Source organism: Simkania sp. (genome assembly GCF_965215465.1).
GTDB lineage: Bacteria > Chlamydiota > Chlamydiia > Chlamydiales > Simkaniaceae > Simkania.
Genome location: NZ_OZ244056.1, coordinates 1,261,434 through 1,285,889 on the forward strand (window position 1 = coordinate 1,261,434; position 24,456 = coordinate 1,285,889).

At 42.4% G+C, this 24,456-nt stretch carries 21 protein-coding genes; 10 read left to right on the forward strand and 11 right to left on the reverse strand.

The window, feature by feature from the left end:
* Nucleotides 1-79 precede the first annotated feature (79 nt).
* Both ACOOFG_RS05800 and ACOOFG_RS05805 read left to right on the forward strand, forming a co-directional pair.
* A complete protein-coding gene (locus tag ACOOFG_RS05800; RefSeq protein WP_420420529.1) occupies nt 80-649 on the forward strand; it encodes a hypothetical protein in 570 nt (189 codons plus the stop codon).
* A gap of 154 nt (nt 650-803) precedes the next feature.
* Nucleotides 804-1,733, forward strand: a complete 930-nt coding sequence (locus ACOOFG_RS05805) for an Lpg1974 family pore-forming outer membrane protein (protein ID WP_420420530.1) — start codon at nt 804-806, stop codon at nt 1,731-1,733.
* Here the strand turns inward: ACOOFG_RS05805 and ACOOFG_RS05810 are convergent.
* From ACOOFG_RS05810 to ACOOFG_RS05835, 6 genes are all read right to left on the reverse strand, one after another.
* Complete coding sequence (locus ACOOFG_RS05810) at nt 1,690-4,869, reverse strand: efflux RND transporter permease subunit (RefSeq protein WP_420420531.1); 3,180 nt, start codon at nt 4,867-4,869, stop codon at nt 1,690-1,692. The genes ACOOFG_RS05805 and ACOOFG_RS05810 overlap by 44 nt on opposite strands.
* A gap of 3 nt (nt 4,870-4,872) precedes the next feature.
* Nucleotides 4,873-5,991 (reverse strand): efflux RND transporter periplasmic adaptor subunit, encoded by a 1,119-nt coding sequence (locus ACOOFG_RS05815; protein ID WP_420420532.1) that lies wholly within the window; start codon nt 5,989-5,991, stop codon nt 4,873-4,875.
* Entirely contained in the window at nt 5,972-7,420 is a 1,449-nt protein-coding gene (locus ACOOFG_RS05820; RefSeq protein WP_420420533.1) for a TolC family protein, read from the reverse strand. Before ACOOFG_RS05820 ends, ACOOFG_RS05815 begins: the two co-directional genes overlap by 20 nt.
* Before the next feature lie 338 nt (nt 7,421-7,758).
* A complete protein-coding gene (locus ACOOFG_RS05825; protein WP_420420534.1) occupies nt 7,759-8,616 on the reverse strand; it encodes a hypothetical protein in 858 nt (285 codons plus the stop codon).
* An 11-nt stretch (nt 8,617-8,627) separates the two neighbouring features.
* Nucleotides 8,628-8,969 (reverse strand): hypothetical protein, encoded by a 342-nt coding sequence (locus ACOOFG_RS05830; RefSeq protein ID WP_420420535.1) that lies wholly within the window; start codon nt 8,967-8,969, stop codon nt 8,628-8,630.
* A 42-nt stretch (nt 8,970-9,011) separates the two neighbouring features.
* The gene (locus ACOOFG_RS05835) at nt 9,012-10,166 is read right to left on the reverse strand and encodes a hypothetical protein (RefSeq protein ID WP_420420536.1); all 1,155 of its coding nucleotides are present in this window, start codon (nt 10,164-10,166) and stop codon (nt 9,012-9,014) included.
* Nucleotides 10,167-10,340: 174 nt separating this feature from the next.
* On the opposite strand from ACOOFG_RS05835, the gene ACOOFG_RS05840 reads away from it, so the two are divergent.
* Both ACOOFG_RS05840 and ACOOFG_RS05845 read left to right on the forward strand, forming a co-directional pair.
* Nucleotides 10,341-12,578, forward strand: coding sequence for a hypothetical protein (locus ACOOFG_RS05840; protein ID WP_420420537.1), 2,238 nt, complete (start codon nt 10,341-10,343; stop codon nt 12,576-12,578).
* Nucleotides 12,579-12,733: 155 nt separating this feature from the next.
* Complete coding sequence (locus ACOOFG_RS05845; protein WP_420420538.1) at nt 12,734-13,486, forward strand: hypothetical protein; 753 nt, start codon at nt 12,734-12,736, stop codon at nt 13,484-13,486.
* Nucleotides 13,487-13,518: 32 nt separating this feature from the next.
* Here ACOOFG_RS05845 and gatB read toward each other — a convergent pair whose 3' ends face one another.
* The 4 genes from gatB to ACOOFG_RS05865 all read right to left on the reverse strand — a co-directional run bounded on the left by gatB (nt 13,519) and on the right by ACOOFG_RS05865 (nt 18,479).
* Nucleotides 13,519-14,985 carry an Asp-tRNA(Asn)/Glu-tRNA(Gln) amidotransferase subunit GatB gene (gene gatB / locus ACOOFG_RS05850; protein WP_420420539.1) on the reverse strand — a complete coding sequence of 489 codons (1,467 nt, stop codon included), beginning with the start codon at nt 14,983-14,985 and terminating at the stop codon, nt 13,519-13,521.
* Nucleotides 14,982-16,451, reverse strand: a complete 1,470-nt coding sequence (gatA, locus tag ACOOFG_RS05855; protein ID WP_420420540.1) for an Asp-tRNA(Asn)/Glu-tRNA(Gln) amidotransferase subunit GatA — start codon at nt 16,449-16,451, stop codon at nt 14,982-14,984. The genes gatB and gatA overlap by 4 nt, the downstream gene beginning before the upstream one ends.
* Nucleotides 16,452-16,469: 18 nt before the next feature.
* The gene (gene gatC, locus ACOOFG_RS05860; RefSeq protein WP_420420541.1) at nt 16,470-16,766 is read right to left on the reverse strand and encodes an Asp-tRNA(Asn)/Glu-tRNA(Gln) amidotransferase subunit GatC; all 297 of its coding nucleotides are present in this window, start codon (nt 16,764-16,766) and stop codon (nt 16,470-16,472) included.
* A gap of 111 nt (nt 16,767-16,877) precedes the next feature.
* A complete protein-coding gene (locus ACOOFG_RS05865) occupies nt 16,878-18,479 on the reverse strand; it encodes a hypothetical protein (RefSeq protein WP_420420542.1) in 1,602 nt (533 codons plus the stop codon).
* Between the two features lie 262 nt (nt 18,480-18,741).
* Here ACOOFG_RS05865 and ACOOFG_RS05870 point away from each other — a divergent pair, with 262 nt between their 5' ends.
* Nucleotides 18,742-18,963, forward strand: coding sequence for a DUF378 domain-containing protein (locus tag ACOOFG_RS05870; RefSeq protein WP_420420543.1), 222 nt, complete (start codon nt 18,742-18,744; stop codon nt 18,961-18,963).
* A gap of 165 nt (nt 18,964-19,128) precedes the next feature.
* Nucleotides 19,129-20,454, forward strand: a complete 1,326-nt coding sequence (locus ACOOFG_RS05875) for a TIGR01777 family oxidoreductase (protein ID WP_420420544.1) — start codon at nt 19,129-19,131, stop codon at nt 20,452-20,454.
* Here ACOOFG_RS05875 and ACOOFG_RS05880 read toward each other — a convergent pair.
* Nucleotides 20,449-21,051 (reverse strand): hypothetical protein, encoded by a 603-nt coding sequence (locus ACOOFG_RS05880; protein WP_420420545.1) that lies wholly within the window; start codon nt 21,049-21,051, stop codon nt 20,449-20,451. The genes ACOOFG_RS05875 and ACOOFG_RS05880 overlap by 6 nt on opposite strands.
* Nucleotides 21,052-21,369: 318 nt before the next feature.
* On the opposite strand from ACOOFG_RS05880, the gene ACOOFG_RS05885 reads away from it, so the two are divergent.
* The 4 genes from ACOOFG_RS05885 (at nt 21,370) to ACOOFG_RS05900 (ending at nt 24,422) form a co-directional block, all read left to right on the forward strand.
* Nucleotides 21,370-22,482, forward strand: a complete 1,113-nt coding sequence (locus ACOOFG_RS05885) for a branched-chain amino acid transport system II carrier protein (protein ID WP_420420546.1) — start codon at nt 21,370-21,372, stop codon at nt 22,480-22,482.
* Between the two features lie 182 nt (nt 22,483-22,664).
* The gene (locus tag ACOOFG_RS05890) at nt 22,665-23,300 is read left to right on the forward strand and encodes a YIP1 family protein (protein WP_420420547.1); all 636 of its coding nucleotides are present in this window, start codon (nt 22,665-22,667) and stop codon (nt 23,298-23,300) included.
* A gap of 34 nt (nt 23,301-23,334) precedes the next feature.
* Entirely contained in the window at nt 23,335-23,943 is a 609-nt protein-coding gene (locus ACOOFG_RS05895; RefSeq protein ID WP_420420548.1) for a hypothetical protein, read from the forward strand.
* An 8-nt stretch (nt 23,944-23,951) separates the two neighbouring features.
* Nucleotides 23,952-24,422, forward strand: coding sequence for a hypothetical protein (locus tag ACOOFG_RS05900; RefSeq protein ID WP_420420549.1), 471 nt, complete (start codon nt 23,952-23,954; stop codon nt 24,420-24,422).
* Nucleotides 24,423-24,456: the final 34 nt, after the last annotated feature.

Sequence of the window (24,456 nt, forward strand, 5' to 3'; positions counted from 1 at the left end):
TAAAACATTAAATTTTAATTACATGTATAATAAATAATTTGTTATAATAGTCGCTATCATGGAAAGAAGGAGGAGATACATGAGTATCAGTACATTTATTTCAGCACGTCATTCACAAATTGGGGAGATGCAACACGTTGCTCACCAAGAAAATGCAAGACGCCTTGATTCAGCCATTCAAAATGTTGGGGAATTGCGTGACCTGAATCATCTTAAATCAGATTTTGCGGCTGATGTTAAAAGTAGCTTTAACAAGCTTTTTAAAAGTCCTCAAGAGTATATCCAGGCTCGGGAGTATGTGCAGCTTTTCAATGAAGATCCTCAGAAGGTACTTTACGTGTCATCGATTATGGGACTAAACATCTCCGAAACTCAAGAGCGTACTATGGACATGAATGCTAGAGTTGCAGACGCAGATATTCTAATTAACAGCTTACCAGCTCGCTTCGAGGCTTTTGTCGCTGAAAAGGAAGAAGCTGCTCAAGACCAACTAAAGGTCATTGCAGAGATTCAAGGAAAAGATCCAAAAGAGGTCGAAGCAGAATTGGAACACTTGGGAAGAATCCCAAAACCGATTAATCCATTCGAAGATGTGATGAGAGTGGGAACAGAAATGCAAAACAAGTTTGCTGCTACATCTCGCGTTTAAGTTTCATTTGGTTCATGCAAGCGGCCTGCTCGCATGAAATATTATTTTGCAACACGCTCTAGGAAATAATTCTTTTTTTTGAGAACATGTTCCTATGTTTAAGCGGTTGTCGATATTTCTTTTATGTTCAATGAGTCTGTTTGCGGCTGAGCAAATGGCACCTGTGCGTCCCCCGACTGATGAAATCACTCCAAAAGGACAAACCTATGTTCAAAATGGAGTGGCAATGCCTTACGTTTCTGCGAGTTTGATTTACTGGAAAGCTCGCGAAGATGGATTGCAGTACATTGTCACGGGGCAAAGTGGTTTTCGCGGAAGGGTCTATGAACCCAATTTCGAGGGACACCTAGGGTTTAAAGCTGGACTTGGGGTTAATTTAGGGCATGACGGCTGGGATGTCTATTTGCAGTATACGTGGTTTCGATCGGATGCCACTGACCGTTTTCATACACCGATTGGAGAAGAGCTATTGGGAACAGGTTTTTTGGTTGGAGGTGTTGAGGAGTCTCGTGCCAAGTGGGACTTTCACATGAACATTTTCGATCTCGAGTGGGCTCGTCTCTTTTATGTCAGTCCTTATCTGATGCTGCGTCCCTTCTTTGGTTTAAAGGGGTACTGGTCGGATCAAGATTATCGTGTGCGAAGCGAGGGATATTCTGATGCTAACCGCAGTGTGAGAAATTCGGATCGGATTTGGTATGATGTGGATCAATGGGGAATGGGAATCCGGGGGGGACTACAAAATAGCTTTTGCTTCACGAAAAACTTTAGCATTTTCGGCAATTTGGCTCTTGCTGCAGAGTGGAGTCGCTTTCGGCTGCGACTGCGTGAAGATAGCGCTTCGGCTTTGCTATTGCGTCTGAAAAATGAGCGCTACCAAATGGTTCCGGTATTAGAACTGGCTGTGGGGCTCCGTTGGGATGTCTGGTTTTATCAAGAGAAGTTCCATTTTGGTCTCGAGTGGGGATGGGAAGAGCAAATGTGGTGGGATTTTTCCCATGCGTTTGATCTCTTTAACCGAGGGTCAACAGGGGGCAATCTTAACTTTCAGGGCCTGACGGTTCGGGCTCGTCTGGATTTTTAGTCTTCTTACGACGTTTTCGTTCATGCACTCTTTCTCGTATCGATTCGAGATAGGTGAAAACCACGGGTGTGAAGAATAGGGTCAGCACTTGTGAAATGGTCAGACCTCCTACAATGACAAGACCTAGTGGAATACGCGACTGAGCAGTAAGCCCTCCCACGCCAAGTGCAATGGGGACTGCTCCCATCATTGCGGCAAAGGTTGTCATCAGGATGGGGCGGAAACGGGCCAGGCAGGCTTCGTAGATCGCTTCGTGGAGATTTTTCCCTTCATTGATTCCTTCATTTGCAAAGTCGACAATCATGATTCCGTTTTTCAAGACGATACCAAGGACCATGATGAGTCCGACAAAGGCATAAAGCGAAAGAGGTAGTCCAAAGATGAGGAGGGTGAGGATGGCTCCTAACCCTGCAGGAGGCAGTGTTGACATCACTGTGATCGGATGGACGAGGTTTTCATAGAGAATCCCAAGGATGACATAGATCAGGAAGAGGGTGACGACGAAGAGAAATCCCATGCTTTGGAAGGTTTGTTTAAAAATGTCTGCCGATCCTTGAACACTTGCTGTAATCCCGGGCGCAAGTTTTCCATCTGAAATTTTGGTGAGCTCTTGAATCGCTGTTCCAAGAGGGACACCAGGGTTTGTATCGAATGTGATGGTTGCAGAGGGGAGCGTATTGAGGTGGGCCACGCTTAAGGGACCAATTCCTTCTTCGATTTTGACAATTTCTGAAAGGGGAATTTGAGTGGGGAAGGTTTCTCCAACAGTGTTGATTTGGCTCAGAGTGGTCAAAGGGGTTTGCGATGAGGCTGAAATATAGAGTTTATTCAGATCATCGACGTGTCCATAATCTTTGGGCAATGTTTCCACAATGACGTAGTACTGATCGGCGACGCTGTTAATCAGGGAGATTTCCCCCCCTGCGTAGGCATAATCGAAAGCATATTCCAGACCTTCAGCCGTTACATTTAAGTCGTAAGCGCGATCTCGATCAATCTTAATATTGGCATAGGGCGCATTGTTGTGCATGTCACTTGTCACTTGTGAGAACATTCCAGTTTTGCGCATTTCAACCATGATTTCTTCCGCTCCTTCATACATCTTCTGGGAATCAAGGCCAGTGACGACATATTGATAGTTTCCCATACTGATGCCTGTACCTACATCGAGGCTGAGTAGGGGGAGCGGTCGCATGAAGGCTTGAATTCCTGGAATTTCGTGGAGCTTTCCTAATAGCTCACGAATCACCATGCGCATGGGCATACGGTTATTGTAGTCTTTCAGCTTGATGAAGAACAGGGACTGGTTGGATGTTGGAATGGCTGCAGCAGAAACGACTTCGAGAACGTTTGGATCTGATCGAACGATTTCTGCAACTTTTTCCTGGTACTCGATCATCTTGAACGGTGAGGTTGAATCACTTGAAATCCCAAAGCCTTGAATGAATCCTAAATCTTCAGATGGAAGAAAATCCGTGGGCAGTCTCAGTCCTAAGACAAGCGTCAAGATGACGGAGGCGATTCCGACACAAAGCGTCGAAAAACGGTGTTTAAAGACAAAGTTTAATCCCCTTTTATAGATGTTCTGCAGCCCGCCGTTGATTTTATCTGAGAACCGTTCGATCCAATTTTTATCTGCATGAACCGTGTGTGCACCAACAAATTTGCTACAGAGCATTGGCGTGAGGGAAAGAGAAATGAAACCTGAGATCAAGACAGCTGTGACGATGGTGATGGCAAATTCACGAAAGATGCGTCCCATGATGCCCGCCATGAAAATCATAGGAATGAAAACAGAGCAAAGGGAAAGAGTCATCGACAAAATCGTGAAGCTGATCTGTTTGGAACCGTTAAGAGCTGCTTCCCAAGTATTTTTCCCCATTTCGACGTGGCGTGTAATATTCTCTAAGACGACAATGGCATCGTCCACAAGAAACCCAATAGAGAGGGTGATGGCTAGTAAAGAGAAGATATCGATGTTGAAGCCATATAGATACATCATGGCAAAGGTTCCCACAACAGACATGGGAAGAGCTAAAATCGGAATGATCGTATCAATGAATTTTCCTAAATAAAAGAGGACGACGACGACCACTAAGAGGAACGCGATGAATAGGGTAAACTGGACATCATCGACTGATTCCATGATCCAAACAGATTGATCAAAGAGATTAACGACGTCCACAGAACCTGGGAGTTCATCTTTCATTTTATCTAAGAGAGCTTCACATCCTTGAATGACTTTAATGGTATTGGCAGTGTTTTGCTTTAAGATTGCAATGATCACGCAAGGTGTTTTGGAGTCTGCAGTATAGTAATTGAGACTGTATTTGTCATTTTGAAGGGAGTCTAATGCGTGACCTAAATCTTTGATTTTGACGAGAGCGTGGTTATTGTTTCTGACAATAAGCTCGTTATACCCGGCCGCATGGTGCATTTGGCCATCCACATCAATCGTGTACTCAACGTCTGGGCCGTAAAGGTTACCCACCGGCTTCTGTGGATTGCTTTTGACAACGGCGTTGGCGATTTGATCAATTCCAATCTGATGGGCAGCAAGCTTATCGGGGTCAACTTGTACTCTGACTGCGAAAGGAGAACCATACACATCGACATCAGAGACTCCTTCAACCATGCCAAGACGTCTCCCCATAAGAGAGTAAGCGTACTCATACAAGTCTCCTAAAGTCATGGAATCTGATTTAATCGCGTAGTAAAGTACAGGAGTTTCAGTTGGGTTGGTTTTTTTGTAAGTTGGGTTGCTTGGAAGATCATCAGGAAGATTAGGTGTGGCTCGGTTAATCGCAGCTTCGACATCTTGCGCCGCTGAATCGATATCTTTATCAAGAACAAATTGGAGGACAATTGTTGAATTTCCATTCGTGCTAGAAGAGGAGATCGTTAAAATTCCATCGATTGAAGTGAACTGTCTTTCCAAAGGGGAGGTCACGGTATCAGCCATGGTGTCCGGACTGGCTCCAGGGTAACTGGTTGTGACTTCAATGGTAGGAAAAGAGACATCAGGAAGGTCACTCACAGGAAGCGCTTTGTAGCCCAAGATTCCAAAAAAGAGAATGGTCGCCATGACGAGGCAGGTCATGACAGGGCGGCGGATAAAAATCTCTGATAAATTCATCCGTTAATCTTCCTCATTTGCATCTTTCACAATTTTGATTTTAGCCCCATCGTAGAGGCTAATTTGTCCTTCTGTGACCACTTTTTCTTTATCTTTCACCCCTTTTGTGATCACGATGGTGTCGTCGGATTGTCTTTGACCAACTTCGACGGAGCGCATTTCAACTGTTTGATTTCCTTTGACGATGAAAACGTATTTTCCCTTGGAATTGTTTTGCACTGCTTCATAAGGAACTAAAACGGCATCATCAATGGTGTCGAGATTGAGTTGCACTTGGATGTACTGATTGGGCCAAAGGGCTTTGTCTTCATTTGCCAGTGTCGCTTTCATCTTAATCATTCCTGTTGAAAGATCGACTCCATTGTCAATAAAAGTCAAAGGGCCTTTGTAGCTGGGAACCTTGGGGTCCTCGACCGAGACGATGGTTTCTAATCCCCCAACTGAATGATGTTGACAGCGCTGGATCTTCTGTAAGTCTTTTTCATTGATAAAGAAGGTCGCATAGATGGGGCAGATTTGGTTGAGTGTGACAAGAGGAGTTTCAGCATTTTGCAAAACTAGGTTTCCATCGTCGAGCAGCCTTTCTCCTGCGCGCGCTGTGATAGGGGAGTAGATAGTCGTATAGCTCAGGTTGATTTCTGCATCATCGAGAGCTCCTTCGTTTTGTTTGACAATTCCTTCGTCTGCTTGGACATTGGTTACCAAACTATCAAATGTATCTTGAGAGATGTATTCGTCTTGGACAAGTTTAGAGTTTCTCTCAGCTGTTCTACGCGCATACATCATGTTCGCAAGGCTTTCTTCAAGAGCTCCTTCAGCTTTTTTCAATGAAGCGATGTACGGCCTTTGATCGATGAGGAATAAAAGTTCACCTTCTTCAATGTAGTCTCCATCATCGAAATAGGTTTTCATCAGCCGTCCGTCTGCTTGAGCCATGATGTTCACGATGTTGATCGATTCCATGTGACCTACCGTTTTGATGAAGTAAGGCACATTTTTGGTGTAAGCTCGAGCAATTTTAACAGGAACTGGTTTTGGTTCCCGTTTGACATGCTTTTTTGAACATCCAACGAGTGAAATTCCTAAGACAAGGACAAAAATACTAATGAAATGTTTTTTCATATCCGTCCTGTGTTGAGGGTGGGACTAGAATGCCTGTTGCATAGGCCAAGTTGGCAACTGAGGTGTACCAGCTATTTTGGGCTGTTGCTAGCTTTGCTCTCGCATCTGCTACAGCAGTTTGGGCATTGATGAGGTCGACAATCGTTCCCGTCCCGACCTTGTATTTAGATAAATTGACTTTGTAATCTTCTTCTGCAGATTCTAAATAGGCCTCAGCATATTGAAGAGATTCTCGCGCAAAACCCACATCACTACGATAGTTGGACACTTCTTGAATGATACTGAGTTGAACCTGCTCAAGGGCAGCTTTCGAGTTTTCAATTTCTGCTTTTGCTTGCTTGATGGTGTTTTCAATGAAGAACCCTTGGAAGAGGGGATAATTGAGAGAAACAGAAGCGGTGAAGTCATAGTGATCACTCACTCCACTATTGTAATACTGCCGACCAATGTCAAATTCTCCACTGACTGTGGGGAAGTTTTGCAGTCTTGCTGCTTTATAATTGAGCTGACTTGATTTGACTGCGGCTTCAGCAGCCATCAAATCGGGGCGATTTTGGTTTGCTTTGAGAACGAGAATATCGAGATCTTCTAATTCAAAAGTTTGAATTGTCTCAGGGTAATCTTCGAAGAAAATGGGTTTGTCTGATGGAAGCCCCATGTCGTTGAGTAATTGGGTATAGGCTGTATGCAGATTTTGTTTTTGCGTCACGACATTGAGCTTTTGCTGCAAATAACTTGTTTTGGCTTGAACCATATCGGACACATCTGCAAGTCCGCGTTGAAACTGCTCTTGAGTCGCATCAAGTGAAATCTTGGCGTTGACAACATCTTGCTCTGCTGCAAACAGCAATTGTTTTTGATAGAGATATTGGTAGTAGTCATTCATGAGCGTTTGGATTGTCACTTGAATTTGGCTGTTATGCGACCAGTCAGCGTTATAAAGGGATTGAAGTGCCGCTTCACTTGTAGTGCGTGTTTGTCCAAAGTCGAGAATTAAGTAGGTGAGTTGGAGCTCTCCACCGTATTGCGTTTCATAGACGATCGTTCGCTGTCGGCTTGTAAACTCGGCAAATCTTGTGCGCGAGTAATCTCCTTCGATCTCAGCTTGAAGAAACTCATTTTGCAAAGACTGACCGTATTCAGCAGCGCTAATGCGCGCATTGGCCCAACTCATTTTGGTTTGAGGATTGTGGTAGAGAGCGACATCGATGATTTCTGCAAGAGTGAGTGGTTTTTCTTTTGAGAACTCTGTGTAATCATCGAGATCTTTGTTGAGTTCATCGTATGGCAGTCGCTTTTGGGCTTTCTTAGGAGGGCTCCAAACTGAATGAGAACTAGAGGGAGCATAAGAATAGGGATCGTTCGCGCCTTTAATGTCGCAGCCTTGACAAAACAAAAGAAGCAAAAGGACGAATAAAATTTGCCACATAAATAAAAACACCTCTTCTTTTGTCTTTATTAAAAAAGAGGTGTTTTTATCGAGCAATTTTTATCTGTTTTTTTCGCAGATAATTTTTTGAATTGTTTGATCACTTACATTTCTACCGCTAATGACAAAAACGGTAGGTCCCACTAATTTTGGAAGTTTATGAAAGAGTGCAGCTGCAACGACAACTGCAGAAGAAGGTTCAATCAACGTTTGATGGTGCTGAAGCATAAAACGAATTCGCTGATAGGTTGCTTATTCTTTGAGTAAAACACACTACGCTAACTGCCACTCCTTCTCTAATATAAATTAGGATAAGAAGATCTAAAAAGGGGAGTGATTTAAAGACCGATACGGTTCCACCAATTGAGACCTTTCCAAGATGAGGTGAGTTCAAAACGAAGATGGGTATGCCACTGGGTCTGACCAGCGTGGCTACCACAATGAAGCTCTAAATAAAGCTGATCTTTTCCGATAAGAGGCTGCAACTTTTTCTGAACTTGTTGCGCCTCGATGAGCATCTTTAACTGTTTTTCTTTGGGCATTTGAAACCAATTCACGGTTGGAGATGTTGAGTCAATGATAAGAGGCCTATTGCTTAAGGAACAAAGCAACTTAAAGTCATCTGAGAGTTTCTTCGAATCTGCTTTGCATAAACTACAAGGTGCAGAGTGCGTCTCTGGACTTCCAATAAGGGGCGTTCCTTTATCTCGCGTCGCATGAGTGCTTACAGAAAAGGGCTTGTCGTTTTTGAAAAAGTTAACGCAATAGCTTCCCGGAGGTTTATCTTGTTTTTCATAGTCTCGGTAGAGTTGATCGACGCTGTCAATGATGGATTCCAGCTCTTTTGGCGTTTTATCAGACCAAGTGTGCGAGGCAGCAGGGCTAGTGCTTGTGGTTTCAGTCGAGTTCGCATTTGAAGTGGAAGATTCTGTGGGCTTTTCTTTGAGGTAATAATAAGCTGATCCAGTGAGAAGTGTTGTCCCAATTAAGTTAACGATTGCAGCAGCTCCTGCATAGTATCCAACAGTTCCAATCGTTAGAAACATCAAAGGGAATTGTAGTTTTTTGAGTGTTGGATTTTCTGTTGATTTTTGCAGGATGGTCAGGCCAATTGCCACAGCAGTCTGTGCGGCAAGTGCCTTGAGTGAGGGCTCTGCAAAAAAGTTTGAAGGGTTGAATTGGATTGAGTTAGACATCTAGTTTTTCCTTATATTGGTTTGTCTGAAGAAGAGAAAAATCCACTGATTCCTGATGGTGCAAAAGGGTAGAAGTCATGTTTGTAAAAGCCATATTCTTCGATTAAAGCATCACGCATCGCTCGGTAGCGCATGGCCTTAACTGATTCATCGACACCTTCTGTTTGGTCAAGAGTTTCGAGCATTCCGAAGAGATTGGAAACAACGCAATTTGTGTGGCTTCCTTGTCCATCAATTTTGAAGCTTTCTGTTTCAGGAAACTCTGGTTCTTTTGAGCGAACAGGATATTCCATCATCTTATCAATATCCATAAAAGGATAGCGCTCTTTGACCATAGAGCCTACTTGCTCCATTGCTTCATTTAGAGATAATCCTTTTCTAACCTTAACGTTTGGTCAGTTGGTCCAATAGAGATCGAACATACCCTCAACTTTTTTAATGGTGAGATAGGTCTTATGCATGCTGTGAGAGGGGATAGAAAGCACTGATGCCTGTCCATTTTCAAGTAAGATCGGCACGGTTTCAATTGAACCTTCTTTCCCGTATTTAAGGCGCGATTCCAATTTTCCTAAGCTGGAATTTAGCTGAAGATTGAAGAAAGCTGTTCCTGGTAGTAGACTTGCTTTGAATCCCGACAAAGGGTGGTGCAAAAACCAAACGCAAGTCCCGATCAAGAGCCCAACCGTTTTTAATGTGGTTTGAATGAGAAATTCGACGTGCATAAGCGGATTTGCCGTGACCTCGGTATAAGTGGGGCCTCGACCTGACACCCAATGGCTGACTCCCGTTGTTAGGAAAAATGCTTGCAGAGCGAGTGCTGTGATAAGATCAATGAATCCAAAAAGCGGAATGAGGACGCCTGATAACCGTTTTAAGCCTTCTTTCATTTCTACGTTTAAGCCGGAGTTCTCAATGGCTCCCAGAATAGCTGCCATGGCATAGAGGTTAAGGTTCGTCAATTTGTAAAGGAACTCTTGAGCTTGTAGTTGCTGAAACCCTTTTTCGTAGTCCAGGGCGCATCGGATCGCATTGAGATGTGACTCTGGAAAGATCTCGATTGTTTTAGAATCTTTTTCGACCGTTTGGATCTTTTTCGCGATCCGTTCAATGATTGAGAGACTATGAATAGGACTACAGGGAGTTTCAGTTGAGCTGTAGAGATTTGATCCGAGCATTCCAAGCACTGCAATTTTATCCGTTTGCAGGGTCGTATAAAGTCCAACATAAGGATGGATCAGAGAAAAACCGCCTGCAAAGAAAAGAGGGTAGACGGCGCTTTGAATCCGTTGCAGATGTTGCCATGGAAGGGTGAAATCCATCTTTCTTTGATATATGGATTTTCCAACTGCATAAATAATCGCGGGCATCATCAAAGTGGTTTGCGTCACGATTTCAAGTGCGGCGGCAACTGAGAGTATTGCTGCCCCAACAACTCTGCCAATTAGATGGCCAGTGATTGGAAGATATTGTATTGATTTTTCTAAAGCTGTCAAAGTGGCCAGCTCAGCAAGACTTATCAAGCTAATATTTGAAGAAGTAGTTACTTCCATAATTCCTCACTTTTTTTCTAAATCGGAAGGATTATAGCTTTGTTCAGAATATAAAGATAGTTTTTCGCTTTTTTAACTGTACAAATAATTAATAGTTAAATATTTAAATATGTAAAATATAATTGAGTTAAACTAATAATTATGGTATAATTTTATTAAAAATTGTGGGGAGATATGAGTTTAACTAATTATACATCGTTCGGGGAGGCTTCATTTGTTCAGCCATTCCAATCCCCAGTCAGCTTATACGATAGACAAAGCCAACCTATGTGCAGCCGATGGGATGTGAGCCTCTACTATGACCTGGAAAACGACTATGATGAGGTTTTCTCTAGAGATTACGGGGAAGGCAGATCTATCCCGCGTATTGAAGATGTCAGTCAAAACGAACTCAATCGAGTCAAGCGTATTGAATATTATGATGAAATAGCCAAGCAATGGCAACCAATTGGGGTCGATTCAGCTCGGATGATCATCGATAAAGGGTTGACCTCTTCACAACTCAAGCGCTTGATGGATAAAGGTCTCTCTCCCGTTCGCGCAATTGGACTGACAGCTCTTTTCCCAGACCTTACAGGTAAAGCTCTTTTTAACCGCCTTTATACGATGTTTGAAAAAGGCATTCCTGAAGGCTATGATGAGTATCTTGAAAGTGGCAATAACTGTTTTGTACCAGATCCAGACAGGCCTAATTCGCTTGTCTTGGTCACTTCGCATGACAATAATGGAGCATTTCAAAGCGACTCGATTCCGAAAAAGTATTTCTTTTCTCAACTAGCCAAAACGTATAACTTCTGTAGAGAACGAATCACAAGTCTTTATGATTTTTGTGGTGGTATAGATCGTTTTGCTGATGAGAAGCCAATCAACTTATTGATTATTCATGCGCACGGCCAGCAAAAAAGCTTCTCTTTATCTAAAGATTATGGCTTCACATTAGGCGTTGATGTTCTAGATGAGTTTCCAAGCGATTCATGTTTAAAGAGGCTGGCTCCCAATGCAACGATTATTCTAGATTCTTGCACGACCGGAAAGGGCAAGGAATTTGAAATGAATTTAGCAAATCACATTGCAAATCATGCACCTCCAGGAGTGCGACTCTTTGCTCCTACTGTTCCTGTTGTGTTTACCGATATATTAGAGCATCTCCCGATAGATGTGAGAATGCGAGCGCTTCTTCGGAGTGAAGATGAACGCTACACTAAAGACGTAACGTATGTAATTGATCCGAAAAACAAAGAGAAGCATTGCCCACCTGATCGTATTTCCTATCTGCAAATGTGTAACACGGGGCCCCTGCTTCGATTTGGACAAGCTGAAGTCAGAAATTATTATGAGAAGATTCCTGGGATTGAGTTTTACCAGCGCCGCTCTGAAAAGTGGCAACTTGTTCCAGAAAAAACACTTCAATTTTTAGCAGATCATCGTTTTTGTAATCGAGATTTAGAACGGATAGCTGATCTTGATTTAAGCTTGGAGCAATTCGAGCAACGCATGAAGAAATTTGAAGGGGAGTGTCCAAAAGACTTCATCGACCAAGTTGCACAAGAAGTGGAACAGGAGAATCGACGCTTTAATCCTATTTGTTCAGAAGTCCCAGTTTTTAGAAACAAAGAGGGAAAACGTCCGATCCAGACAATCAATGATATAGGAATTGCCCATTCGTTTGAGTTTTATCTAAAACCATCGGATCAATGGATAGAGATTCATCCTACAACGCTGAAAAAACTCCTAGAAAAGGGGTTAAAAGCTGAAGATTTTTCAGCCCTGTCGCAGGCAAATATTCCCTTCAGTCGAGCCCTAGAAGTAGATCACGAAAAGTTGCTTGAAGAAGTCTATAGTCTTCAAGAAAAACACAATTATCTTCCTCTACTCGATCTACCTGTTAGGAATAAAGATGGGCAAAAAGCGATTAAGCAGGTAGAGGATATTGCCATTCCTTTTAGAATTGAGTTATGCCATCCTGATACAAATGAGTGGTTTGCTGTTTCTAATGATGCTCAGGAGTTTCTAAGTAAAATTCCTGATGCAGATTATTCTTTGTCTGACCTTTTGAGAGGAGAGGAGAATCCTGCTAGGTTTATTCACTTGGCATCCCTGCTAGAAAATGCTGAAAGCATGTCTGTGCAAGAGATTAGGAATGGAGTGAGTCAACTCCTTGAAGATGGAGAGTATTGGCTTGGTCATTATTTTTCTTATCAAGAATACCCTCATGGACATTTTGATTGTGCTCATGGATCAACAGTGTTCGATTACCGTCGCTACATGGATCTTGAGGAATCTCGTCGAAATGCATATAGGAGTTGGGGGGAATGTAGCCGAGGAGAAGGCTATTTATACCGAAGGGTAGGAGAGGTACTTTACTCCTGCTTAGCTACCGGTTTAGAAGTCTTGCTTGAATCGAGTGGCTAGTTCCCTATAACTTTATTCATTCATAGAGTTTTTTTGAATTAGAGAAACTGTATTTATCTATGCCATCATAAATTTCAAAAGGAGTATACTTTTTGCACCCCATAAGGCTGAATAAGGCTAGGGGAAAGAAAAAAGAATTAATTCGAGGGATTTTTATGGCAAATACAACGTCTGTAACGTCAAATTATAGCAGTGATTATGAAATTACAAACGGCTTATCGTGGAATGATTGGCTTTCCACATCAAAAGAAGGTTTAGCTTTAAGACACTTCAAACACTCTGATCGAGAGATGGCTGAAAAGGAGTTAAGTGAAGGCGGATCTGGGGATGCCTGCTCGCTCGTCCTCAAAGGACTTCAAGGTAAAACGTTTAGCCCAGATCTTCTACCTAACAGCTTTTCTGGTCCGATCAACCTCGAAGCTATCATCCGAGATCTTAACAAGAATTTGGAAAATGAAAAAAAACTTGGAGGATGTTTTGAGGGAGCTCATTTAGTTGATGGAGCCGTTGCCTCCTTCAAAAAGCGTTGGAGTGAATTAAATCCAAAGCTCAAAGACAATGCAAGCATTAAAGGGCGTTATGAGCTCCTTCTACAATCTGAGAGTTTGAAGGAAAAGAGTGAGCACCTGACAGCTCTTTTTAATCTCTTTCTTGGTGATTGGGTCCGTACCTGTCAAACCATTAACAATGAGAAGAATTTTTATTTTCTAGTCATTAAGCATCCAAATGCTCAGCTTCCAAGAGATTTTGGGGCTTATCCTCTTGGTAAGTGCGGAAAAGGAACACCCTGGAAGGTTCATGAGAAAATGAGCCAGATTTTCACTTTTAATGTTGCAGAGGGATACGAGAAAAACTTCTCTGCACTAGTGGAAGTCATTCGAAGTTTACAAAGTTCGTCAAACACTTAGATGGCAAACCATAAACGACTGAAGATTCAATCCTAGGATTGAATCTTCTTCGTCAGTAGGTCTTTTACGACGTCTGGAGAAGCTTTTCCTTTAGAGAGCTTCATCACTTGGCCAACGAGGTAGTTGAAGGTCTTGTCTTTTCCGGCTTTGAAGTCTTCGACAGATTGAGCATTTTCACTTAAGACTTGGTCGACAAATGGCTCAATCGCTGAGGTGTCGTGGACCGCTTGAAAGTTAGGGTTTTCCTGAATGATGAGCTCAGGGTCTTTGCCTTGGACTTGGACCATGATGTCGGCCACTTCTTTGGCAATTCGCCCTGTGATTTTCTTTTGGTCGATGAAGTTGACCAAAGCTGCGACATGTTTAGGTAAAATGGGGGATTGATAGAGGGGAGTGCCGCTATCTTTTAGACGCCCAACAAATTCGACGGTGACCCAATTACAAAGCGCGCTGGCATTGTCACAGTTTTTAAGGGCTTCTTCGAAATAATCTGAAAGTCCTTTTTCATTCACAAGAATTGATGCGTTGTATTCTGAGAGTTTAAGCTTGTTGACGTAGCGCTCAAACCGTTCGTGAGGAAGTTCTGGCATCTCTTGGCGAATTTTTTCGATGTACTCTTTTTTGAGAACAATGGGGGGCAGGTCTGGTTCTGGAAAATAGCGGTAGTCTTTGGCTTCCTCTTTCGAGCGCATGAGTACGGTTTCTTTTTTCTCTAAGTCAAAACGAACCGTTTCACTCTTGATCACATTTGCTGGATCTTCATGGGGATGGGCTGTATAGGCGCGCACTTGGCGACGGATTTCAGCCTCAATTGCCATCTCCATATTGGTGAAGGAGTTCATGTTCTTCACTTCGACCTTATTGCGCAACGTTTGATCTCCTCGAGGGCGAACAGAGATGTTGGTGTCGATACGAAGCGAGCCTTCTTCCATATTACAATCGGAAACATCGAGGTACTGCATGATAGCTTTGACAGCCATGGCATAAGCCGAAGCTTCTTTTGGGGAGAACATACATGGCTCAGAGACAATCTCTAAAAGGGGAACTCCGGCGCGATTGTAATCAACACCTGCAAACTCAGAAAAGTGTTTGAGCATCCCGGTATCATCTTCCAGGTGGGCATGGTGAATCTGGAACTCTTTCGATTTTCCTTCGACATCTGCAATGACTTGACCGCCAATAATGATTGGCTTATCAAACTGCGTGATTTGAAAATTACGAGGACTGTCAGGGTAAAAGTAAGATTTGCGGTCAAATTTACTAAAGGGTGCAACTTCGGCATCAATAGCGCAGCCAAAAAGAATGGCCTTGTCGACAGCTTCTTGGTTAAGGACTGGGAGAGCACCTGGTTGTCCGGTATCGATCACATCGATATTCGTGTTGGGCTCATCTCCAAAACGATTGGGAGAGCGAGCAAAGAGCTTCGAGCGCGTTTTCAGTTGGACGTGGATTTCGAGACCAATGACTGGTTCCCATTCTTCGTAAGAAACATGGCTCATAGTTGAACCTCCTTGTCAAATAGAGGGGGGACAAAGCTCGAAAGAGCTAGGGCTTTTTCAAGTTGATAGGCAAAGTGCATCACTCTTCCATCAGCAAGTTGAGGACCAAGCAGTTGAATGCTATGAGGCATTTTACTTGAGTCTAATCCCACTGGAATACTCATAGCAGGAAGACCTGCTAAGTTAGCGCAGATCGTGTAAAGGTCTTGCAAGTACATTTGCAACGGATCAGGGATGCTATCAATTTCAAATGCAGGTGTGGGCGTTGTTGGGAGCGCGACAATGTCACATTTTTTGTAAGCTTCTTCAAATTCCCGTATGAGTAGTGTGCGTACTCGTTGAGCTTTTTTATAATAGGCGTCTTGATAGCCGGAGGAGAGAACAAATGTTCCCAGCAAGATCCGTTGTTTGACTTCGTCTCCAAATCCTTCTTCTCTAGAAAGGTCGTAGATCGCATCAATCGAGTCGGCTTTTTCGGAGCGTTTTCCATATCGGACTCCGTCAAAACGGGCGAGGTTAGTCGAAGCTTCAGCTGTTGAAAGGATGTAGTAGATTGGGATCGAGTATTTGAGTTTTTGCAATTCTACTTCAACGATTTCAACTCCAAGATCTTTGAATGCTTGCAGTCCTTTAGCAAAATGATCTGCACTCGGGCCACTGAAATCTTCAAGAAACTTCCAAGGGACTCCGATTTTCTTATCTTGGAGTGAAGTGGATAGGTGATCGAGATAATTTTCTGGATTGGCATCAATACTTGTCGAGTCGTACTCACAATGTCGTCCCATCACTTCCATAATCATGGCAATGTCTTCAACTGAGTTGGCAAAGGGGCCAATTTGATCGAGTGAAGATCCAAAAGCAACCAGGCCAAAGCGTGAAACGCGACCATAAGTTGGTTTATATCCAACGGTTCCGGTAAAGGATGCCGGTTGGCGAATTGAGCCTCCAGTGTCACTTCCAAGCGCAAGGGGGCATAAGCGTCCGCCAACTGCAGCTGCAGAACCGCCTGAAGATCCACCTGGTGAACAAGAGAGATTCCAGGGATTACGTGAGATTTGATAAGCAGATTTCTCGGTTGATGATCCCATTGCGAATTCATCGAGGTTAGTTTTCCCTAAAATTAGACCATCTTCTGCTTCGATAAGTTTGGTCACTGTTGCATCAAATGGAGCAGTATAATTGGATAAGAACCGAGAAGCACAGGTCGTAGTTTCGCCTCGAATCTGAATATTATCCTTCAGAGCGATGGGGACCCCTGCGAGTTTTCCCATAGGTTCTCCTTTTCCTTTTTTGATGTCGAGTTCCTCTGCTTTTTGCATGACACGGTCAGAGATAACATTCAAAAAAGCGTTAAGGTCTTGGTCTAGAAGCTGTATACGCTGTAGAAAGTAAGAGGCGATTTGAGAAGCTGTATACTCTCCCTTTAAAAAGCCTTCTCTTAAAGCGTGCGCAGTTTTTCGGTACATCGTTTCACTTTCACTTATTTAAAATTTAATCACAGGGGGAACGCGAATCATCCCACCAACATGGGATGGACTATTGGCTAGGAAGGTCTCTCTATTGAGAGTTTCCTCTGTTTTATCTTCTCGCATAACATTTTGAACGGATTCTAAGACGTGGTTGCATTCGGGAACTTCTTCGGTGTCAACTTCTTTGAGGAGATCCATATAGTTCAAAATGGATTTTAAATTTTTTAGGAGTTTTTCTAGTGCTTCTTCATCACACTCGATACGGCAAAGCTTTGCCAAGGCTTTCAGACTTTCTTTATCAATATGGGACATCGATCCTTGCTCAGGTTCTTTTTCACGTTAAGTATTTTAATTGAGAGGTGGTCAAAAGTCAAATGGGATTCCTCGAGAGGAATCCCATATTGGAGAGAGGTTTCAAAGAGCTTAATAATTTTGGTTACCAAGTCCCCAGTTCACATCTGGAAAAGGCTTTCCATTTGGAAGGGTTGTGAAGTCATGGAGAACTAGGTTATTTGTTGGATAGGCATATTCGCCATTAAGGCCTATAAAGAAGTATCTCGCTAAAAAGCTATGAATGAATCGCGAGAAATTCCCGTAATGCCAGTTTCCAAAGTACTTATCTTTCTCAGACTCGAAACTCGAGCTGAACACAAAATAGATTTTAGAGTTTACCCTTTGGGAAATCATTGGAGTTGTCCAATTAGAAGGGGTAGCTGTTGTCCAATATTCGAGTTTATCAAAAGAGTGAGTTGCGCTGAACGGAGATGAAAGAGTCATTTCTTTGTTACTGGCAGGAGTTCCTACAACAGTTCTTATGACTTTTTCATTTGTTCCTGGTAAAAACACTTGAATTTGCTGGTCATGGATAAATTGTCCTTCACCTCTTGTACTTCCTGTGCGGAAAAAAGTGTAGTTCCCCTGAACATTGATAGAAGATGAAGAGGCTTTAATAAATCCAGGACCTTTGAGGTATGGGATTCCAAATGTTTCGAGTTGAAAGTTATGATTAATTGCTTCAAGAGTCTTTGCTGGAGCAATTTTTTCAGGGTGAGGGAGCACCTCATAATTTTGGTAAATATGTGCAACTAAACGAGAATCACCAAAATTTAGATAAATCACATCTAATAATGAATTTCGGTAGGCAATTGATCTCCAAGGAGGAGGTTCAAAATTAGGTGCAGTTGAAGGGAAGTTTTCTGGAACAGAAATTCCTAGTTTTGAAGAGTCTTTTGGAGATCTGAGTTCTGAGTGAAGAGGAAAATCTGCGCAGTTTGCCAAGGCAAAGTCCTTTAGGTCTATTGGAAGAAGCATTCCAATTTTGAGGCCTGAATAAGAGTTTTCTGGGATCCATTCTGGGACACTGCATCCTGGCGTTGACTCGAATCGGAACTGGTCAAACGCATTGACCAAGTTTTGGTAATAAGAAATCAAGTTGCCTATTCCTTGTGGATCTAGAGTGATACCTGCAATCAATGCCTGGTTTCTTTCTTTTGCTTCGTAGATCTCATTGACCCAAGCGATCCACTCCATTTTCTCGATCACGTTCTGGAAGTTTCCAAAGGGTTTGTCTTGTTTTCCGAAGTAATCCCTTAGTAGACCATAGCATCCTGCTAGGCGGTCAAAGATCGATTCTGATGTGAGTTTAAAAGAATTGACGTCGAATAACGCTTCTAATTGGGCATAATTGGCTAACTGGCAAGCCCAAAAGTAAAAGTTGTCTTCCTTTTCGCCATCAAAATTTGCAGGATGGAAGAATGCAAACTGACTAGGGTCTAAAATTTTGACAATCAGTTTACGTGTACCATGTCGCTTAACGAAATTTAATTGGTCTCTAAAAAGTGATTGAAGCTTTTCAGTTTTTTGAGCTTGTGTCATTCCGTCGAAATCAACTCGAGTGTATTCCGACCATAGACTGAAGTTAAATTGTTTAAAGGGGGTGACATTTTCGCTAGCCACTGCCTGGGTAACGAAACAGCATATGATTGCCATCCCGATAATGTTAAAAATTTTGTTGACCATTTTCATACTGACCTTCAACTCCTTGCTTTAATGAAAGCTGTGCGTCTTGACTTGCGCATGCCTCTAATTTCTAAAGTTTTTAGAGCGCCATCTGGGCTCCGAGTGTTAAGTATGAACAAAAATTTTATTTACAAACGATTAATAGTCAATTTAAAATTTGATTTTTCTAACATCAAACCTCTGATCGCTTAGCTATTTCCGAGGAAATTTGACAACTTCAAAAAAACTGTTTAAGATGAAGAAAGGAGAGTGAAAGGAGATCAATCATATGAAAGTCATTAGTGTGATAGCTCTTATTCTTATCTTAATTGGAGCCCTCAACTGGGGACTCTGGGGATTTTTCCAATTCGACTTTGTCGCTTGGTTGTTTGGTGGCGATTCAACTTGGTTAGCACGCCTGGTTTATGCTTTGGTAGGCCTTTCAGGCCTTTGGGGACTTAGTTTCCTTGCCAAGTGTAAGTATTTGTGCGGAAGCTGCTGCAAGAAATAAGAATGAGATCATTTAAGGTGAGTCCCAGAGGACTCACCTTTCTGCTTTTCAAAAAGTCATCTTCGCTTCATAATCCATTGATTTTATGACTATGTGGATCAATCAAAGATGAGTTCTGGTCGGTTCATCTTCCGTTCTTTAATCAATCGGCCTTTGGAAAAGGTCATGAACTGGCATTTACGCCCTAATATGGAAAAGAGAGCTATTGCTCCTTGGGAACCCATACAGGTCGTTAAATCTGAAGGAAAACCTAATCAAGTCGGGGCTAAGCTCCACATCCAAGCAAAATTCTTAAAGTGCATCACGAAACGAGCAATTCTAGAGTACTGTCAATTTGACCCAGATGAAGGCTTTGAAGCGAGACAAGTAGATGGTCCATTTGATGAATGGGTCTACAAAATGAAGCTGCGTGACCAAGGGGAACATGCGTGCGAAATTGTGGATCAATTCAACTTCAAACACCATTTTTCGAAAATTCTGACCTATTTCCTTAATAAACAGATGGAAAAGCGGTTAACAAGGATTCTCAAGTACAAGCATGAGATTTTGCAAAACGATTTAGACCTTTTAGAGAAATACACTTATGAAAAACCACTTAAAATTTTGGTCAGTGGTTCTAAAGGGCTTGTTGGAAGTGCCGTTGTTGATTTTCTAGAGTTTGCGGGGCATCAAGTCTGGAGGTTAAGCCGCACATCAGGTTCTGCAGCCAAGCGAGAGATTGCATGGAATCCTGAAAAAGCGGAAGCGGATCATGAAAAGTTTGAAGGGTTTGATGTTGTCATTCACTTAGCTGGAGAAAATGTCGGGACGGGCTTTTGGTCTAAAAAGAAAAAGGAGGCGATTTTAACAAGTCGCTACAAAGGAACGGAAAACCTTGTAAAGGTCTTATCGCGCTTAAAAAATCCACCAAAGACCTTCATTTGTGCCTCTGCTGTGGGATATTATGGTGATCGAGGAGATGAGGTGCTCACCGAAGAAAGTGAACCTGGAAAAGGACTCTTCTTAACGAAGGTCTGCCAATATTGGGAACGTGCTGCTCGTGAGCTTGAAGATGCTGGAGTTCGCGTGGTCTCAACTCGGTTTGGGATGGTCCTAAGCTCCAAAGGTGGCGCCTTGAAAAAGATGCTTTTGCCATTTCAACTGGGCGTTGGAGGAAAGATGGGTCATGGACACCAATATGTAAGCTGGATCGCTTTAGATGACCTCGTAGGAGCTCTTTACCATGTCATCATGACTCCTTCGATTCGAGGGGGAGTCAATTTCACTAGCCCTAACCCCGTGATGAATGCGCATTTTGCGAAAAAAATAGCTCAAGCTCTTAAACGTTGGCCTGGTCCTCCATTTCCAGCGCTGATGATCCGTCTTCTCTTTGGTCAAAAAGGAGAAGAGCTCATGCTCGCTAGTATCAGGGTTGAACCTAAGAAACTCTTGGACACAGGGTACTCTTTTCAGCTTCCCCATCTAAAACAGGCTTTTGAGCATTTATTATGAAGCTTTTTGAGAATCCATGAGCTCTTTGAAAGCTCTTTGGATTTCTTGGGTAGTGAGAGCTGTTGGACACCGTCCTTCAATCTTTTTGCGAAGGTGTTTCATGATTTGTTCATGCGGCACGCTATGGCTTGTTGTGAGACGGTCATAATAAAGGTTAATCGAATCGATATCATGGGGAGGCGTTGCTTGAGCTGACAGGAAGAGGCTTTGCCAGATTTTCTTGTATTTGAAAGGACCTCTTTGAAAGTAAAGAATCTTCAAAAGATGGTAATCTGTAATAGGGTGTTTTTGTAAGTGACTGAGCTCTTTTTTTGAGTAAACTTGCTTGAGTGCTGTCAAGTCCGTCTCTTTTAAAGAAAACAAAGCGTTGAGTTTACGGGCAGTCAGAGCTTCATCAACAGCTTGCGTCGTACTTAGTCGCAGCTTATAGTAATGATAACCGAATGTGATGAGGATGAGAAAGAGGTGAACAAGCAGCTTTTTTTTGATTATTTTAAACGTCAGAGTTTCGATCAGCTTTTGTCTTGCTGTTTCATCATGGATATCTAAATTTTTTATCAAATTCAAGTAAGGGTGATCGAACTTTCTTATAAACATTTTTTTCATTTTTGTTTTTCAGCTTAACCCCTGTTTATCAAATAAAATTAATTTAATGAAACAAATTTTAATTAAAACTCTAAAATTTTTTGGTTGATAGGAAATCTCGAGTAGATTATGCTTTGCGCATACTATAAAAGTAGTGGACGAGCGATGTATTCATCACACCTTCTTCCAGTCAATCTAGTCATTATCGTGCGCCTGTAGGGTGCATGTCGAATTCTTAGTCTACGTAAACATTTTCTATTTTAAATCAACACAAGCGAGGTAAATAAAATGAGTCAGATAAAGAGCACACCCCTATCAACCGGGTTGGCTATGTTTTCAATGTTTTTTGGCGCAGGGAACATCACATTCCCACTGATTATTGGTCAAAATGTGGAAAGCGGCATTGTGTTTGCTCTACTAGGACTCATTCTAACAGCTGTGGTGATGCCTTTTACAGGGCTCATGTCGATCACTTTGTTTGAAGGTGACTATCGAAGCTTCTTTAACAGAATTGGGAAGATCCCGGCACTCATCGTCATCTTAGTTCTTCTTGGGATCATTGGCCCCTTTGGAGGAATCCCTCGATTGGTGACACTTACCTTTGCAACCTTAAAGGTTTACTTCACAGGGATGCACATGCTGACCTTTAGCTTAATTAGTTGTTTCCTTATCTTTCTGTTTTCTTGGAGGAAAAGTCGGACCTTAGACCTAATTGGTTACGTCCTTTCTCCAATTTTGGTCCTTTCTCTTGTCTTTATCATTGTGAAAGGGCTTTTCTTTTCGACTCCTGAAACCATGGCTGGAAGCCACGTTCCCCATCCGTTCTTATATGGGCTTAGAGAGGGATACAACACCATGGATCTCATCGCTGCCTTTTTCTTCTCCTCATTAGTCTATGGAAGATTAAAGCAGCAAGCTGGAGAGAAAGGCAAGGCTTCAGCTCTTCTCGCTTCTGTTTTCAAGGCAAGCTTAATTGGGGCCTCGCTTCTTAGCATTGTCTATATCGGTTTTGGTTACGTTGCAGCCCATTTCAGTCATGCCTTGGCTGGAACTCCGATCGACCAGTTGGTTGGGCGCCTTGGACACATCGTTTTAGGGAAACACGCTGGGCTCATAGTATGTATGTCGATTGTCCTCACATGCTTAACAACGGCTATCGCCTTGACAGTCGTTTGTGCGGATTTTCTTCAAAAGCAAGTCTTTAGAGAGAAAGTGAAGTACGAATACTCTCTTGGATTGATCTTGATCCTAACAGCCGTCACCTCAACGCTTGAGTTTACAGGAATTGTTCAAATGCTATCACCTGTACTCCAAGTGATTTATCCTTCACTCTTAGTTCTTTGCTTGTTTAATATCTTGCATAAGACGTTGGCAGTAAAACCCATCAAGATTCCTGTCTTTGCCGCAATGTCTTTAGTGCTTTACTTCCAACACGTTGCTTAACTTGAGGCGCTTTTGCGCCTCATCTATTTTTTTAGTTTCTAGATTGTTACGAATTAGTTTTATTAATATTTTGTTATAATTCGTTTTTTCTTGCTCAGTTAATTGTTTCGATATAAATTAAAAATGAGGGTGGCCACTTGGCCGATCAAACGATAAATTGAAGGGACATCGGAGGAAGCATCATGAAAACTAAACTCGGACTCAATCCGTGGTTGAGTATTTGGGTGAAACCGCGTCAAACGATGCAAGCGCTCATGAATTATGACGTCAACCATCGGTTTATTGCGCTTTGTGCAATTTTCGGGTTTCAGTACATGCTTCAGGTCGCCCAGTTTTTATCTCTAGGAAGAGATCTGAACCTTTTTGTCATCTTACTCATCGCACTTATTTTGTGTATTCCTGTTGGGTACATCTTATTTAACATCACCTCGGCTTTCACCTTTTGGGTCGGGAAGTTGATCAAGGGAAAGACTTCGTTTAAACAAGTTAGGGCTGCGAGTTTCTGGACGAGTGTCCCGACAATTGGGACGATTCTGATTTGGATCATTTTGATGTTTGCCCATGGAGGGAACCTCTTTGTTGTGGGGTATGAGCAACAAGAGATGACAACAGGGACAATTGGACTGAATATTGGAGCATCCATTCTTAATATCGTTTTAGGTATTTGGATGCTTGTTATTTACTTACATGCGCTGGGAGAAGTTCAAAAATTTTCTGCGTGGATGGCATTGCTCAACTTGTTCTTAAGTGGGCTTGCGCTATTCATTGTATTATTTGTGATTGGATGGGGAGTCTCTGCTGTCACACACATGGCATAAAGAGATTTCAATCTTACTTATATGAGGGGGACGAATGTTTAAATTATGGAATAAGAGCGTGAAAGGAAGGGTTTTAGCTGCAGTTGGCTCGCTTGCTCTTCTTTGTAGTAGCGCGGGAGGCTCTTTTGGCGGAGCAAAGGCATATTTAGCCGTCAAAACTGGGCAGTCTCAAGTTAAAACAGTACAGGGGTGGAAAAAGTTTCACTCCATCCCAGGATCTTGCAGTATTTCACTGCCAAGCTCTCCTGAACATGTAAAGCAAATCATGCCTCTTTCAGATGAAGGACATAACCTTCGTTATGATGTGTATGTTGCAGCACATGAAAGAAAAGCCGTTTACATGCTTTTAGTGGCGCAATATCCACCATTTGTCAATCAGGCACATGCCGATATGAGCTTAGAAAGCTTTCTCAACGGACTGATCACACAGAATCCTGAAAATAAGCTCATTTTTGCCGATTTGACCGAAGTTCAAGGGTATAAAGCTCTCGACTTCTTTATCGAAGCAAAAGGGAACTACTTTAAGGGCCGTGCTGTGATGGCAGATAACAATTTATATCTTCTAGCGATGGAATGTGATGGAAAGAACTACCTTGAAGATCACTTTTCACACTTTATTTCTTCGTTTGAATTGAAAAAATAGGAACACTGATGGAAAACCTCGTCATTATCACTCTTGTTCAGTTTTTCGTGACATGGGCTATGGTTGGGGTTTCCTGGTACAGTCAGATCATTCATTATCCTCTCTATAAGAAGATAAAAGAAGGCTTCGTCGAGTATGAGCGCTCTCATATTCGACGAACAGCCTTTTTTCTTGGTCCTGTGATGCTTGTTGAAGCGATTACTGCCATCATTTTAGTTGGAGTTTCTAAAGGGGAACTCACCACTTTCGCCATCACTAACTTGATTTTGCTCATATTCATCTGGCTTGCAACATTCTTATTTCAGGTGACACAGCATCAAAAGCTCAGTGTCCGATTTTCGAAAAAAATCCTCAATAATCTCATCATGTCCAACTGGGTCCGGACGCTTCTCTGGACTGGAAAGGGGATTGTGATGTTCGCTTATGTCTACTATTTTCTCGTCCATGCTTGCAGATTAAACTTGGAACATATGTTCTAAATTTGTACAACCAGGGTAGATGGGTCTAACCTAG